At 66.9% G+C, this 11,952-nt stretch carries 10 protein-coding genes; 7 read left to right on the top strand and 3 right to left on the bottom strand.

The window, feature by feature from the left end; genetic code table 11:
- The 4 genes from Q0326_RS10130 to Q0326_RS10115 form a co-directional block, all read left to right on the top strand.
- On the top strand, nucleotides 1-279 hold a 279-nt coding region (locus Q0326_RS10130), incomplete at its 5' end, for a hypothetical protein (RefSeq protein ID WP_298689783.1).
- Nucleotides 280-492: 213 nt separating this feature from the next.
- A complete protein-coding gene (lnt, locus tag Q0326_RS10125) occupies nucleotides 493-2,049 on the top strand; it encodes an apolipoprotein N-acyltransferase (protein WP_298689781.1) in 1,557 nt (518 codons plus the stop codon).
- A 51-nt stretch (nucleotides 2,050-2,100) separates the two neighbouring features.
- The gene (gene metK / locus Q0326_RS10120; protein ID WP_298689779.1) at nucleotides 2,101-3,318 is read left to right on the top strand and encodes a methionine adenosyltransferase; all 1,218 of its coding nucleotides are present in this window, start codon (nucleotides 2,101-2,103) and stop codon (nucleotides 3,316-3,318) included.
- A gap of 247 nt (nucleotides 3,319-3,565) precedes the next feature.
- Nucleotides 3,566-3,847, top strand: a complete 282-nt coding sequence (locus Q0326_RS10115) for a DUF427 domain-containing protein (RefSeq protein WP_298689777.1) — start codon at nucleotides 3,566-3,568, stop codon at nucleotides 3,845-3,847.
- A gap of 130 nt (nucleotides 3,848-3,977) precedes the next feature.
- Here the strand turns inward: Q0326_RS10115 and Q0326_RS10110 are convergent, their stop codons facing one another.
- The gene (locus Q0326_RS10110) at nucleotides 3,978-4,553 is read right to left on the bottom strand and encodes a hypothetical protein (RefSeq protein WP_298689775.1); all 576 of its coding nucleotides are present in this window, start codon (nucleotides 4,551-4,553) and stop codon (nucleotides 3,978-3,980) included.
- A 78-nt stretch (nucleotides 4,554-4,631) separates the two neighbouring features.
- Complete coding sequence (locus Q0326_RS10105) at nucleotides 4,632-5,492, bottom strand: DUF535 family protein (protein WP_298689784.1); 861 nt, start codon at nucleotides 5,490-5,492, stop codon at nucleotides 4,632-4,634.
- A gap of 507 nt (nucleotides 5,493-5,999) precedes the next feature.
- Between Q0326_RS10105 and uvrA the strand changes: the two genes are divergently transcribed.
- The 3 genes from uvrA (at nucleotide 6,000) to Q0326_RS10090 (ending at nucleotide 11,226) form a co-directional block, all read left to right on the top strand.
- A complete protein-coding gene (gene uvrA / locus Q0326_RS10100) occupies nucleotides 6,000-9,041 on the top strand; it encodes an excinuclease ABC subunit UvrA (RefSeq protein WP_298689773.1) in 3,042 nt (1,013 codons plus the stop codon).
- 1,283 nt (nucleotides 9,042-10,324) lie between these two features.
- Nucleotides 10,325-10,882 (top strand): hypothetical protein, encoded by a 558-nt coding sequence (locus Q0326_RS10095; RefSeq protein ID WP_298689771.1) that lies wholly within the window; start codon nucleotides 10,325-10,327, stop codon nucleotides 10,880-10,882.
- Between the two features lie 98 nt (nucleotides 10,883-10,980).
- On the top strand, nucleotides 10,981-11,226 hold the full coding sequence (locus Q0326_RS10090; RefSeq protein ID WP_298689769.1) for a hypothetical protein: 246 nt from the start codon (nucleotides 10,981-10,983) through the stop codon (nucleotides 11,224-11,226).
- A 94-nt stretch (nucleotides 11,227-11,320) separates the two neighbouring features.
- On the opposite strand, the gene Q0326_RS10085 is transcribed toward Q0326_RS10090, so the two are convergent.
- Nucleotides 11,321-11,635 carry a hypothetical protein gene (locus Q0326_RS10085; protein ID WP_298689767.1) on the bottom strand — a complete coding sequence of 105 codons (315 nt, stop codon included), beginning with the start codon at nucleotides 11,633-11,635 and terminating at the stop codon, nucleotides 11,321-11,323.
- Between the last annotated feature and the right edge of the window lie 317 nt (nucleotides 11,636-11,952).

Genomic DNA, 11,952 nt, shown 5'->3' with positions numbered 1-11,952 from the left:
ACGCTCGCCGCCGTCTCGGCGTCCCCCGCCAAGCTGGACGCACAGCCGGTGCTGATCGCGCTCGCCGCGCCGACGCCGCCCGCCGCCGCGCCGGTGACGCTGCCCGCCGACGTCGTCACCGCGATGACCGTGATGGCACGCTATCAGGCCACGCAGGGCGCCGCGGCGCCCGTGCCTGTGATGACCGCCGCCGCCGTTGCCGACGAAGCGCCGGTGATGGGCCCGGTCCAGCTCTGGCAGGTCGGCGGACCGACCCAGATCGCCGGGCTGCAGCGCTGAGCGCCTGCCCGATACTCCCCGAGCAAGCTCGGGGAGGTGGAGGGCCGGGCCACCCATCCCGAAGCGCCCGGTCTCCGCGGTCGGATACCGCTTCACCACCCTGCGGCTGGTCCCCCTCCCCATCTTCGATGGGGACGATATTTCCCTGCCGTTCGTGACTCCCGCATGACGAGGGAGGATGACAGCGGACGGCGACGGGTCTAGCGGGCCGGCATGGCACCGCTCCTCTCCGCATTGCTGCTCGGCATCCTCTCCGCCTTCGGTTTCGCCCCGCTGGGGCTGTGGCCGCTGACGCTGCTCGCCTTCGGCTTCCTCTATCTGATCCTGTCGCGCGCCGACACGCTGTGGCGCGCCGCGGCGATCGGCGCGCTGTTCGGGCTGGGCAATTTCGTGCTCGGGCTCGACTGGATCGCCAAGGCGTTCACCTATCAGGCGGCGATGCCCGCCTGGCTGGGCTGGGTCGCGGTGGTCGCGCTGTCGCTCTATCTCGCGGTCTTCCCCGCGCTCGCCACCGCCTCGGCCTGGTGGGCGACGCGGCGCGTCGGCGGCGGTGCGGTCAGCCTGACGCTGTTCCTCGGCGCGAGCTGGGCGGCCAGCGAATGGCTGCGCGGCACGATCTTCACAGGCTTCCCGTGGAATCCGATCGCGGTGACGATCATCGACCTGCCCTTCGCCTTCGTGTCGCGCACCGTCGGCACCTATGCGCTGTCGGGACTGGTCGTCGCCTCGACCGGCTTCATGCTGATCCTCGCGACCCGCCCACGCGACGCGCTGACCCGCCGCACGCTGCTCACCGCCGCCAACATTCCTGCCGCGATCGGGCTCGGCATCCTTGTCGGCCTGTATATGGCGCCGGCCTTGCTCCAGCGCTTCGACCCGCCGCCGCCCCCCGCCATGCCGACCGGCCCCGTCGTCCAGGTCGTCCAGCCCGATATCGGCCAGGGCGAGCGCTGGACGCCCGACCTGATCCAGCGCCACCTCGCCCGCCTGCAGGCATTGTCGGGGGTCGCCGGCGCCAAGCCGCGACTGGTGCTGTGGCCCGAATCCGCGATCGAGGGCGACGCGCAGGACGATCCCGCGGTGCGCGCGCAGCTTGCCGCCATCCTCGGCCCGCACGACATCCTGCTCGGCGGCGGCGAGGCGGCGATCCGCAACGCCGCGGGCGACGAGATCGCGGCGCGCAATTCGGTGTTCGCGATCGGATCGGGCGGCGCGCTGCTCGGCCGCTACGACAAGGCGCATCTCGTGCCGTACGGCGAATATCTGCCGATGCGCTCGCTCCTCTCCCCGCTCGGCCTTGCCCGCCTCGTTCCCGGCGACATCGACTTCAAGCCCGGCCCCGGGCCGCAGACGCTCGCCCTCCCCGGCTTCGGCAAGGTCGGGCTCCAGCTCTGCTACGAGATGGTCTTCTCCGGCCACGTCGTCGACGAATCCAACCGGCCGATGTTCGTCTTCAACCCGTCCAACGATGCCTGGTTCGGCGACTCAGGGCCGCCGCAGCATCTGGCACAGGCGCGACTGCGCGCGATCGAGGAGGGCATGCCCGTCGTCCGCGCCACCCCGACCGGAATTTCGGCGATCGTCGATGCCGACGGGCGCGTGCTCAAGTCGCTTCCCGCGGGATCGATGGGGATGATGGCGCTGCCGTTGCCGAGCGCGTTGCCGGCGACGCTGTTCGCGCATCTCGGCAATTTGGCAGTGCTGCTGATAGCGCTGCTTCTCGGAGGGCTGGCATTTGCCGCTAGGACATATAAAGAGAGCTTTATATAAGGCTTTCTCTAAGTCCGACTTTCGCCTCCTTCCAAAGGGACCGTTGAACCGATGCGCAGCGAATTTCTCTTCACCTCCGAATCCGTGTCCGAGGGCCATCCCGACAAGGTCGCCGACCAGATCAGCGACTCGATCGTCGATCTTTTCCTCGGCAAGGATCCGCAGGCGCGCATCGCGTGCGAGACGCTGACCACCACCAACATGGTCGTCATCGCGGGCGAGATCCGCGGCAAGGGCATCATGGACGAGGCCGGCAATTGGGCGCCGGGCGTGCAGGACGAGATCGAGGCGACGATCCGCGCGACGGTCAAGCGGATCGGCTACGAGCAGTCGGGCTTCCACTGGAACACGTTCAGCTTCTCGAACAACCTCCATCCGCAGTCCGCGCACATCGCGATGGGCGTCGACGAGAGCGGCAACAAGGACGAGGGCGCCGGCGACCAGGGCATCATGTTCGGCTACGCGACCGACGAGACCCCGGGCCTGATGCCCGCCACGCTCTACTACAGCCACAAGATCCTCGAGCGCATGGCCGCCGACCGCCATTCGGGCGCCGCCCCCTTCCTCGAGCCCGACGCCAAGAGCCAGGTGACGCTGCAATATGAGAATGAGAAGCCGGTGCGCGCCGCAGCGCTCGTCGTCTCGACGCAGCATGCGAAGGGCTATTGCGAGAAGGGCGAGAACGCCGATCCCGCCAAATATGCCGTGCTCCACGACTATGTGATGAGCGTCTTCCGCGACGTGCTGCCCGAGGGCTTCATCACCGACGCGACCGACATCTACATCAACCCGACCGGCCAGTTCGAGATCGGCGGCCCCGACGGCGACGCCGGCGTCACCGGCCGCAAGATCATCGTCGACACCTACGGCGGGGCCGCCCCGCACGGCGGCGGTGCCTTCTCGGGCAAGGACCCGACCAAGGTCGACCGCTCGGCCGCGTATGTGGCGCGCTATCTCGCCAAGAACGTCGTCGCCGCGGGTCTCGCGACGCGCTGCACGATCCAGCTGAGCTATGCGATCGGCATCGCCGAGCCGCTGTCGGTCTATGTCGACACGCACGGCACGGGCACCGTACCCGAGGCCACGCTCGAGGCGGTGCTGCCCAAGCTGGTGCGGCTCACCCCCAAGGGCATTCGCGAGCATCTCCAGCTCAACAAGCCGATCTACCAGAAGACCGCGAGCTACGGCCATTTCGGCCGTGAGGCGGACGGCGACTTCTTCTCGTGGGAGAAGACCGACCTGGTCGACGCGCTCAAGGCGGCGGTGTGATCCAGCGGGGGCGGCGACTGAGGTCGCCGCCCCCGCTTCGACGACCGCACGCCCGTCTTCCTCATCCCCGACCCGGTCCGGGATCGATGGGCGCCGCCTCGCACTTGGCGCGGGGCGTATCCGGATCCTGGCCTTCGTCAGGAGGATACGGGACGGATCAGCCTTTCCTGTCCGCCAGCCGCCGCCCGCGTCCACGCCTTGATTTGGAGGCGGCGACTCCCGACCTGATGCGCGAAGGAGAGTCATCATGGTCGAAGCACGCTGGCACGGCGCGGTCATCGCGCGCAGCGAGGATACGGTGGTCGTCGAGGGCAATCATTATTTCCCCGCGGACTCGGTCGATACGGCGGTGCTCCGTCCGAGCGATACGACGACGGTCTGCCCGTGGAAGGGCACCGCGCATTATTACAGTCTGTCCGTCGACGGCGCCGACAATCGCGACGCCGCCTGGTATTATCCCGATCCCAAGCCCAAGGCCGAGAATATCCGCGACCGCATCGCCTTCTGGAAGGGCGTCGAGGTTCGCTGATCGGCCGCCCGCTCCGTCTTCGTCATGCCGGACGTGAGCCGGGATTCAGGGCCGCCGCTGGCGGTGGATGACGCCCTGGATCCCGACGTTCGTCAGGACGACGGGATGCGACGACGGATGCCCCCGCCGGTCACCGGGGCGACGAGGGCGTCGTCATCGCCTGCTGCGCGACGACGACCGGATCGGAGTCGATCGCGTGCAGATAGGCGGTCCGCTCGGGCGTGTGCCGCTTCAGCCTCGACAGCGCCCGCAGCTGGCTCTCGGTCAACCGGATCCGCGCATAGCCGCGATCGGCGAGGCATGTGTCGAGCGCGGCCTGGAGCTCGCCCCGCACGTCGTGCGAGACGATCTGCGTATAGCGCGCGCCGAAGTTGAGCGAGCGCCGCGCGATATCCTCCGCGGACCGGGTCGCCGCGATGTCGGCGACGGCGCGCAGCGGTTCGGCGTCGGGACCGCGCCCGAGATATTGCGCGACCTCGACGAGTTGGGCGGCGCTCAGCGCATCGAGCGCGGTCAGCGTCGCGGGCGTGATCGAGGCGACGACGGCGCGCGACGTATCGGCGCATTGGGCGGCATCGCTGGCATATTGCGCCAGAGAGACGCCGGGCTTGCCCCATGACAGGTCGCCGGGCGGCGAGTGCGCATCCGCCGAAGCGATCGCGCCGGACGCGACGACGGCACCCAATAGCAGACGGAAGCGGGGCATATGACCTCCTGTTCTGCCTGCAAGACTAGACGATCTGGCTCCGACCTCAAGAGCCACGGTCCGAATTCGGAGCGGCCGTCAGGACAGGCCGATGGCCGCCGCCGTATCGCGACCGCACGACACGCCGAGGCGCCGTGCGATGTCGCTTGCGATCCGCTCCTGCGCTTCCCGCCGTCGCGCCGCCCGCCGGCGATGCGCCGACGACAGATGGGCGAGCGATCGGTTTTCCGTCTTCGTGCTGAGCCGGAAAAAGGCGTTGGGCTGCTGCGTGGCGCCCGCGGCGGTCCACAGCTTGTCATAGTCCAGGCCCGTCGCCGAGATCTCGCCGCACAACGCCACCTGCTGCCCGGCCGAGACGGCATGGACGTCGTCGAAACCGAGCGCCGCCGCGACCATCTTGAGCGCGACGATCAGCATCTTGAACGGCGACAGGCCCATCATCAATCCCGCCGCACGCTTCGTTTCCGCGTGCGTGTCGACAGTCCCCTGCAGCGAGCCGATCAGGCAAACGGTCTGCCGATCGGCACCGACCCCCGCCCCGCACGCGAAGGTGAAGCTTAGCGTGGCGAGCCTCGTCTGGCCCAGGAAGACGGATATTTCCGATTCCCCTTCGGATCTGGCGACGCGGCTCCGCGAGAGAGACACGGCGACGACCGGCTCGTCCCCCTGGCTGGCGTCGCTCTCCCAGAGAATACGACGCCCGTGGCGCCCCTGGTCGAGGATGAACGCCTCGCGGCGCTCTGCCAGAAACCGGTAATGCTCGGATATCGCGTCTCGACGCATCGCGAACGACCAGTCCCGGACGAGATAGTTGCGCAGATATTTGTAGCGGAGATGCCCAATCGGCACGTCGGACACGATCCTGGCGCAGGATGCCAGGCTGCCGACATAGCGACGATGCGGACGCAGATTGGACGACAGGAAGCGGATCTGGCGCATCCTCTTGGGAATGTGCAGACGTTCCACGCCGCTGACGATCTGCCTTTTTATCCTTTTCGGCATTCCCGTCCCAATCGTTCGATCACTGGGCCTAACTGCAAAGCGTAAACAAAGCCGATTTCACGCTTCATATAGAAATGGCGATACGGGAGACCAATTCCGCCAAGCCGCGTAACAGATACTATAGCAGCAGACGGGTCACGCTTTTCCGAACGAATAGAACTGGTTGGGCATGAATTGCCGGAATGCAAGAACGGATTCTACGGTGTCGCAAGAAATCCGTTCAAAAATGGGACATGACTGTGCCGGCGTCCAATCCGACGGTGCGCATGCCGCTGTCAGGATCGCGAGACGGCGTCGCGACACCGGCAAAGACCGACGACGATCCGTCGACGCCGGGCGCTCGCGGGCGCTTCGCTTGCCGATCCGCGGCGCCGCCCCCATCTCGGCCATGCCTTCGCGGATGCCCTTGCCCCACCCGAACAAATCTGGAACAGACTGAGCCCTATGCTGACTCATATCTCCGTACGCGGCGCGCGCGAGCACAACCTCAAGGACGTGTCGATCGACCTGCCGCGCGACAAGCTGATCGTGATCACCGGCCTCAGCGGTTCGGGCAAGTCGAGCCTCGCCTTCGACACCATCTATGCCGAGGGGCAGCGCCGCTACGTCGAGAGCCTGTCGGCCTATGCGCGCCAGTTCCTCGAGCTGATGCAGAAGCCCGACGTCGATCATATCGAGGGTCTCTCCCCCGCGATCTCGATCGAGCAGAAGACGACCAGCCGCAACCCGCGCTCGACGGTCGCGACGGTTACCGAGATCTACGATTACATGCGCCTGCTGTGGGCGCGCGTCGGCATCCCCTATTCGCCCGCGACCGGGCTGCCGATCAGCGCGCAGACGGTGTCGCAGATGGTCGACCGGGTGATGACGCTGCCCGAGGGGACGCGCTTCCTGTTGCTCGCCCCCGCGGTGCGCGGGCGCAAGGGCGAGTATCGCAAGGAACTCGCCGAGTGGCAGAAGATGGGTTTCCAGCGCGTCCGCATCGACGGCACGATCCACGAGATCGAGGAGGCCCCCGCGCTCGACAAGAAATACAAGCACGACATCGAGGTGGTGGTCGATCGGCTCGCGGTGCGCGAGGGGATCGAGACGCGGCTCGCCGAAAGCTTCGAGACCGCGCTCAAGCTGGCCGAGGGGCTGGCTTATGTCGATGTAGTGGGCGAGGCCTTCAGCGGTGCCTCGACTGCGCTCGGCACGAACGGTGAGGGCGATGGTGGAGAACCGTTCGTCCCGAGCGAAGTCGAAGGACCGGCCGCGCGCGCCAAGACCGGGATCAAGGCGCTGGCGCTCCCCGACGGCATCGCCGACCGCATCACCTTCAGCGAGAAGTTCGCCTGCCCGGTCTCGGGCTTCACCATCGCCGAGATCGAGCCCCGGCTGTTCTCGTTCAACGCCCCGCAGGGCGCCTGCCCGGCCTGCGACGGGCTGGGCGAGAAGCTGTATTTCGATCCCGCGCTGGTCGTGCCCAACGAGAATCTCTCGATCAAGCAGGGCGCGGTGGTGCCGTGGGCGAAGTCCAACCCGCCCTCGCCTTATTATATGCAGGTGCTCTCCAGCCTCAGCCGCGACGCGAACTTCGATCTCGGCACGCCGTGGAACCAGCTGACCGACGAGCAGCGCGCGCTGATCCTCACCGGCTCGAAGGGCCGCGCGGTGACGCTCCGCTTCATGGACGGGCGCAAATCCTACGAGGTCAAGAAGGCGTTCGAGGGGGTGGTCGGCAATCTCGAGCGCCGCATGCTCTCGACCGAGAGCGCGTGGATGCGCGAGGAGCTCGCCAAATACCAGTCCTCGCGGCCCTGCGAGGTGTGCGACGGCGCCCGGCTCAAGCCCGAGGCGCGCGCGGTCAAGATCGCCGGCGAGGACATCTCGATGTCGACGCGCCGCGCGGTCGGGCCTGCCTTGAAGTTCTTCCGCGAGATGCCGCAGCACCTCAACGACCAGCAGCGGCAGATCGCCGAGCGCATCTTGAAGGAGATCGTCGAGCGGCTCGGCTTCCTCGACAATGTCGGGCTCGACTATCTCAACCTCGATCGCACCTCGGGCACGCTGTCGGGCGGCGAGAGCCAGCGCATCCGTCTCGCCTCGCAGATCGGCAGCGGGCTGTCGGGCGTGCTCTACGTGCTCGACGAGCCCTCGATCGGGCTCCACCAGCGCGACAACGACCGGCTGCTGGTGACGCTCCGGCGTCTGCGCGATCTCGGCAACACGGTGATCGTCGTCGAGCATGACGAGGACGCGATCCGCACCGCCGACTATGTCGTCGACATGGGGCCGGGCGCAGGCGTGCGCGGCGGCGCGGTGGTCGCGCAAGGCACGCTCGACGACATTCTTGCAACCGAAGGCAGCCTGACCGGCGATTATCTGGCGGGCCGCCGGATGGTCGACGTCCCGACCACGCGCCGCCCCGGCAACGGCCGTAAGATCACCGTCAAGGGCGCCACCGCCAACAACCTCAAGGACGTCAGCGCGAGCATCCCGCTCGGCACCTTCACCTGCATCACCGGGGTCAGCGGCTCGGGCAAATCGACCTTCACGATCGACACGCTGTTCGCCTCGGCCAGCCGTACCCTGAACGGCGCACGGGTCCTGGCTGGTGCGCATGAAAAAATCGAGGGGCTGCAGCATCTCGACAAGGTGATCGACATCGACCAGTCGCCGATCGGCCGCACCCCGCGCAGCAATCCGGCGACCTACACCGGCGCGTTCACGCAGATCCGCGACTGGTTCGCGGGGCTGCCCGAGGCGCAGGCGCGCGGCTACAAGCCCGGCCGGTTCAGCTTCAACGTCAAGGGCGGGCGCTGCGAGGCGTGCACCGGCGACGGGCTGATCAAGATCGAGATGCACTTCCTGCCCGACGTCTACGTCACCTGCGACGTGTGCCACGGCAAACGCTATAATCGCGAGACGCTCGAGGTCCATTTCAAGGGCAAGTCGATCGCCGACGTGCTCGACATGACCGTCGAGGACGCCGCCGAATTCTTCAAGGCGGTGCCCGGCATCCGCGACAAGATGCTGATGCTGGTCGAGGTGGGCCTGGGCTACGTCAAGGTCGGCCAGCAGGCGACGACGCTGTCGGGCGGCGAGGCGCAGCGCGTCAAGCTCGCCAAGGAATTGTCGCGCCGCGCGACGGGCAACACGCTGTATATTCTCGACGAGCCGACCACCGGCCTGCATTTCGAGGATGTCCGCAAGCTGCTCGAGGTGCTCCACGCGCTGGTCGAGCAGGGCAATACGGTGGTGGTGATCGAGCATAATCTCGAGGTGATCAAGACCGCCGACTGGATGATCGACCTGGGGCCGGAGGGCGGCGACAAGGGCGGCGAGATCGTCGCGGTCGGCACGCCCGAGGATGTGGTGCAGGTCGAGCGCAGCTATACGGGGCGGTATTTGAAGCCGCTGCTGGGGGCGAAGGCGGTGACGCCGGTGGCGGCGGCGACGAAAGTGGTGCGGAAGCGGAAGACGGCGAAGGTGGCGGCGGAGTAGTTATTATTCTTCGTCGTCTACAAGATAACTATCTGCGAAGTCTTTAGATTTCGCGCGCTGTCTAAATGACGGGTACACTTCCCAATCGTAATCGCGGCGAATGCTACTGTTATATTTGAGAAGCTCCGGGTTTTCGGAATAACTTACAAAACTCGCGTGAGCGGAGCTCTCGTCCGACTCAACGCGCCCTACGATAAACCCTATTTTAAATAGAAAGTGGGCGAGTTGGAACGGGGACGAGTATACTTCGCCGTCGATCAGCCCTATGCGGCCCGCTCCTATGGGACCAATGAATTCACGATTAATATGCGAGGTAAGTTCATCGGTAGTGAACCTGACTTTCCGTCCAGCAAAGCACTGCACTAAACGCTCAAGTCCTTGAAACTGATGATGATGCTCTTTATATAAATCATTTATCCGATATCTTGTGTATTTCGGCATAGAGTAATTTATGAGGCGAGCACCTCCGGCTGCTCGTCCTCGCCTGCATCATTGCCAAAGAGAGTTCCGTCTTGGAAGTCGAGTTGGTACTCCCTGCCAATTTGCTGCACGTCCAATGCTCCTATCGATTTCACGCTCGGATCGGCACGGCGCTTGGCGTAATCATCAATACCAAAGGGGCGGTGACGAGGTTCATGGCCTTAACTTATCATGGGAATTTTGGTGAGCAAGCATCTCAGCGATGGCCGCGTCATCCCTGCCGTCTCGGGTTCGGGGTGATGGCGGCGGATTCTCGCTATGATCGCGTCGCGCTGCATGGTCGCTGTATAATCTCCGATCCAGGCCGGTGGCGAGGTGCTCGACACTAATCCTGTTCGTCCTGAGCCTGTCGAAGCACATCGCTTCTTGCTCTACCAATAAGAAGAAGAACAATCCTTCGAGAGGCTCAGGACGAACGGCGGCGAGTGTCGCGCGCTCAACCTGTCAGCAGCGCCTCACAACCCCACCGCCTTGCGCAGCGCCGCGGTGATCCGCCCCTGCCAGCCCGGCCCGATACGCAAACCGGCTATCGGCCAGCGTCGGCGATGGCCGGGCAATCGATCGGCGGGTCCGCGCAAGCGAGACGGCGTGCGCGACGCGTCCAATCCCGCTGTGCCGGATCGACGCTAATCGCCATTCCCGGCGTTACGCTATTCGCGTCGATCGGCCCGGCGGCCCGACGGTGCATGACTCACGCCCCCACCGCGATTCGGATGCCCTGAGAACAGACCGGGATCGAAAACCCTTTCCTACAGACCAGCCTTGTGCCATATAGGTTAGCGTCCTGTCGCAGGAGTCGCCCGATGCTTGTTCCCGTTCCGTCGTTCGACGACGTGCCGGACGCCGCGCCCTCGCCCGAGACCCGCGCGCTCGCGCAGCGCCACGACGGCATCACCCCCGAGCGGCAGCGCATCTTCGTCGAGGTGCTCGCCGCGACCGGCAGCGTCTCGCAGGCGGCGCGGCAGGCGGGCGCCTCGCGCCAGGCCTTCTATGCCCATCGCAACCGCGACGCCGGGCGCGACTTCCTCGAGGCCTGGGACCATGCGCAGGCGCGCTCGACGCAGCTGCTGTGCGACGCCGCCTATGAGCGCGCGATCTACGGCGTCGAGGAGCCGGTCTTCTACCATGGCGAACAGATCGGCACGCGGCGGCGCTACAACGACAAGCTGCTCGCGACGCTGCTGCGGGTGCGCGCGCCCGACGACTATGCGCCGCCCGGCGACCGGCGCGGGCTGTTCCGGGTGTCGCTCACCCCGCCGGCGAGCTTCGACGACATGATCACCGAGCTCGGCCTGCCCGAGCCCGAGCCCGAACCGGAGCCGCCGCGGCGTCGCCGCCGCCGCCTGCGGGGACCCGCGTGAAAAGGCGTCCAGCCTGTCAACTTCGTCAAGCGGTCGCGCCGGCTGCGCCCTCGCCGCAGCCTATGCCTGTGCCCGTCTCGCCGTCCGGAGCCCCGCCGATGCCCCGACCAACGCCCTCGCCCGTCGATCCCCGCGACCATATCACGCTGACCCGCTCCATCGCGATCGTGCCGGGAGATGCGCGCTGGGCGGCGTGGTCGGCGGGGTTCGATGCGGAGCGCGCCGCCACGGTCGGCCCGCCGAACCCCGCGGAGGTCGCGAAGGCGCAGCGGCTCGCCGCGCAGGAGCGCATCCTGTTCGGCGCGGTGCGGACGCGCGGGCTGCTTCGCGGCGCGCTCGAATGAGCGCAACAGCGTCTCGCCCAACACGACAAACCCCGCGACGGACCGGCCGGCGCGGGGTTCGAGGATCGCCGCGGGTGCGGCGGAGGCGGATGCCTCAGTTGGCGGCGAGCGTCGTCGTCTCGGTGGCCGGCGAGACTTCCTCGGCGAGGCGCTCGGCGGTCTCGTGCGAGACGGTGAACGACACGTCGCTCATGCCGAGACGGCCGACGACCTGCGTGCCGCGGACGCGCAGCGCGAAGCGCTCGCCGGTCGCGTCGACCGTGCCGTTGAGCAGCACGACGCCGTTGGGCTGGCGCTGCGCGGTGTAGCTGTACTCCTCGCCGTCGCGCGTGAAATGCTGCAGCGGGGCAGCGATCGCGGGCAGGGCGACGGTGGCGGCGAGAAGGGCGGGAACGATGAAGAAGCGCATGGTGCAATCCCCCGATGGCGGGCCGTCACTGGCCCTGATCGACCCCGCCAGTCTATTGGTGCGGTGCAGCAAGGCAAATGTTCGGTAGGCCGGCGGGGTTGCGAGAGATGCAATCGCACTGCAGCATAGGGACTTAGCGACAGGAACGATCGGCGCACGGCATCGGGGGCGCTGCGGACCGCCCCTCCCCGCGGTGGGGAGGGGCGGCAAAGTCCTAGCGTTTGGGGGCGAATCCCGGCTCGCGGCCGCCGCCGCCGGCGCTGTCGGAGTCGGGCTCCTCGGTGAGGCCGGTGCCGCCGCCGCCCGCACCCGAGCCC

The organism is uncultured Sphingomonas sp. (assembly GCF_937859915.1).
GTDB lineage: Bacteria > Pseudomonadota > Alphaproteobacteria > Sphingomonadales > Sphingomonadaceae > Solisphingomonas.
This window is presented reverse-complemented; position numbering and strand designations above follow the sequence as displayed.

Excerpts from the sequence above, each read along its gene's own strand:
- lnt (WP_298689781.1), top strand. The coding sequence starts at position 493 with ATGGCACCGCTCCTCTCCGCATTGCTGCTCGGCATCCTCTCCGCCTTC.
- metK (WP_298689779.1), top strand. The coding sequence starts at position 2,101 with ATGCGCAGCGAATTTCTCTTCACCTCCGAATCCGTGTCCGAGGGCCAT.
- Q0326_RS10115 (WP_298689777.1), top strand. The coding sequence starts at position 3,566 with ATGGTCGAAGCACGCTGGCACGGCGCGGTCATCGCGCGCAGCGAGGAT.
- Q0326_RS10110 (WP_298689775.1), bottom strand. The coding sequence starts at position 4,553 with ATGCCCCGCTTCCGTCTGCTATTGGGTGCCGTCGTCGCGTCCGGCGCG.
- Q0326_RS10105 (WP_298689784.1), bottom strand. The coding sequence starts at position 5,492 with ATGCGCCAGATCCGCTTCCTGTCGTCCAATCTGCGTCCGCATCGTCGC.
- uvrA (WP_298689773.1), top strand. The coding sequence starts at position 6,000 with ATGCTGACTCATATCTCCGTACGCGGCGCGCGCGAGCACAACCTCAAG.
- Q0326_RS10095 (WP_298689771.1), top strand. The coding sequence starts at position 10,325 with ATGCTTGTTCCCGTTCCGTCGTTCGACGACGTGCCGGACGCCGCGCCC.
- Q0326_RS10090 (WP_298689769.1), top strand. The coding sequence starts at position 10,981 with ATGCCCCGACCAACGCCCTCGCCCGTCGATCCCCGCGACCATATCACG.
- Q0326_RS10085 (WP_298689767.1), bottom strand. The coding sequence starts at position 11,635 with ATGCGCTTCTTCATCGTTCCCGCCCTTCTCGCCGCCACCGTCGCCCTG.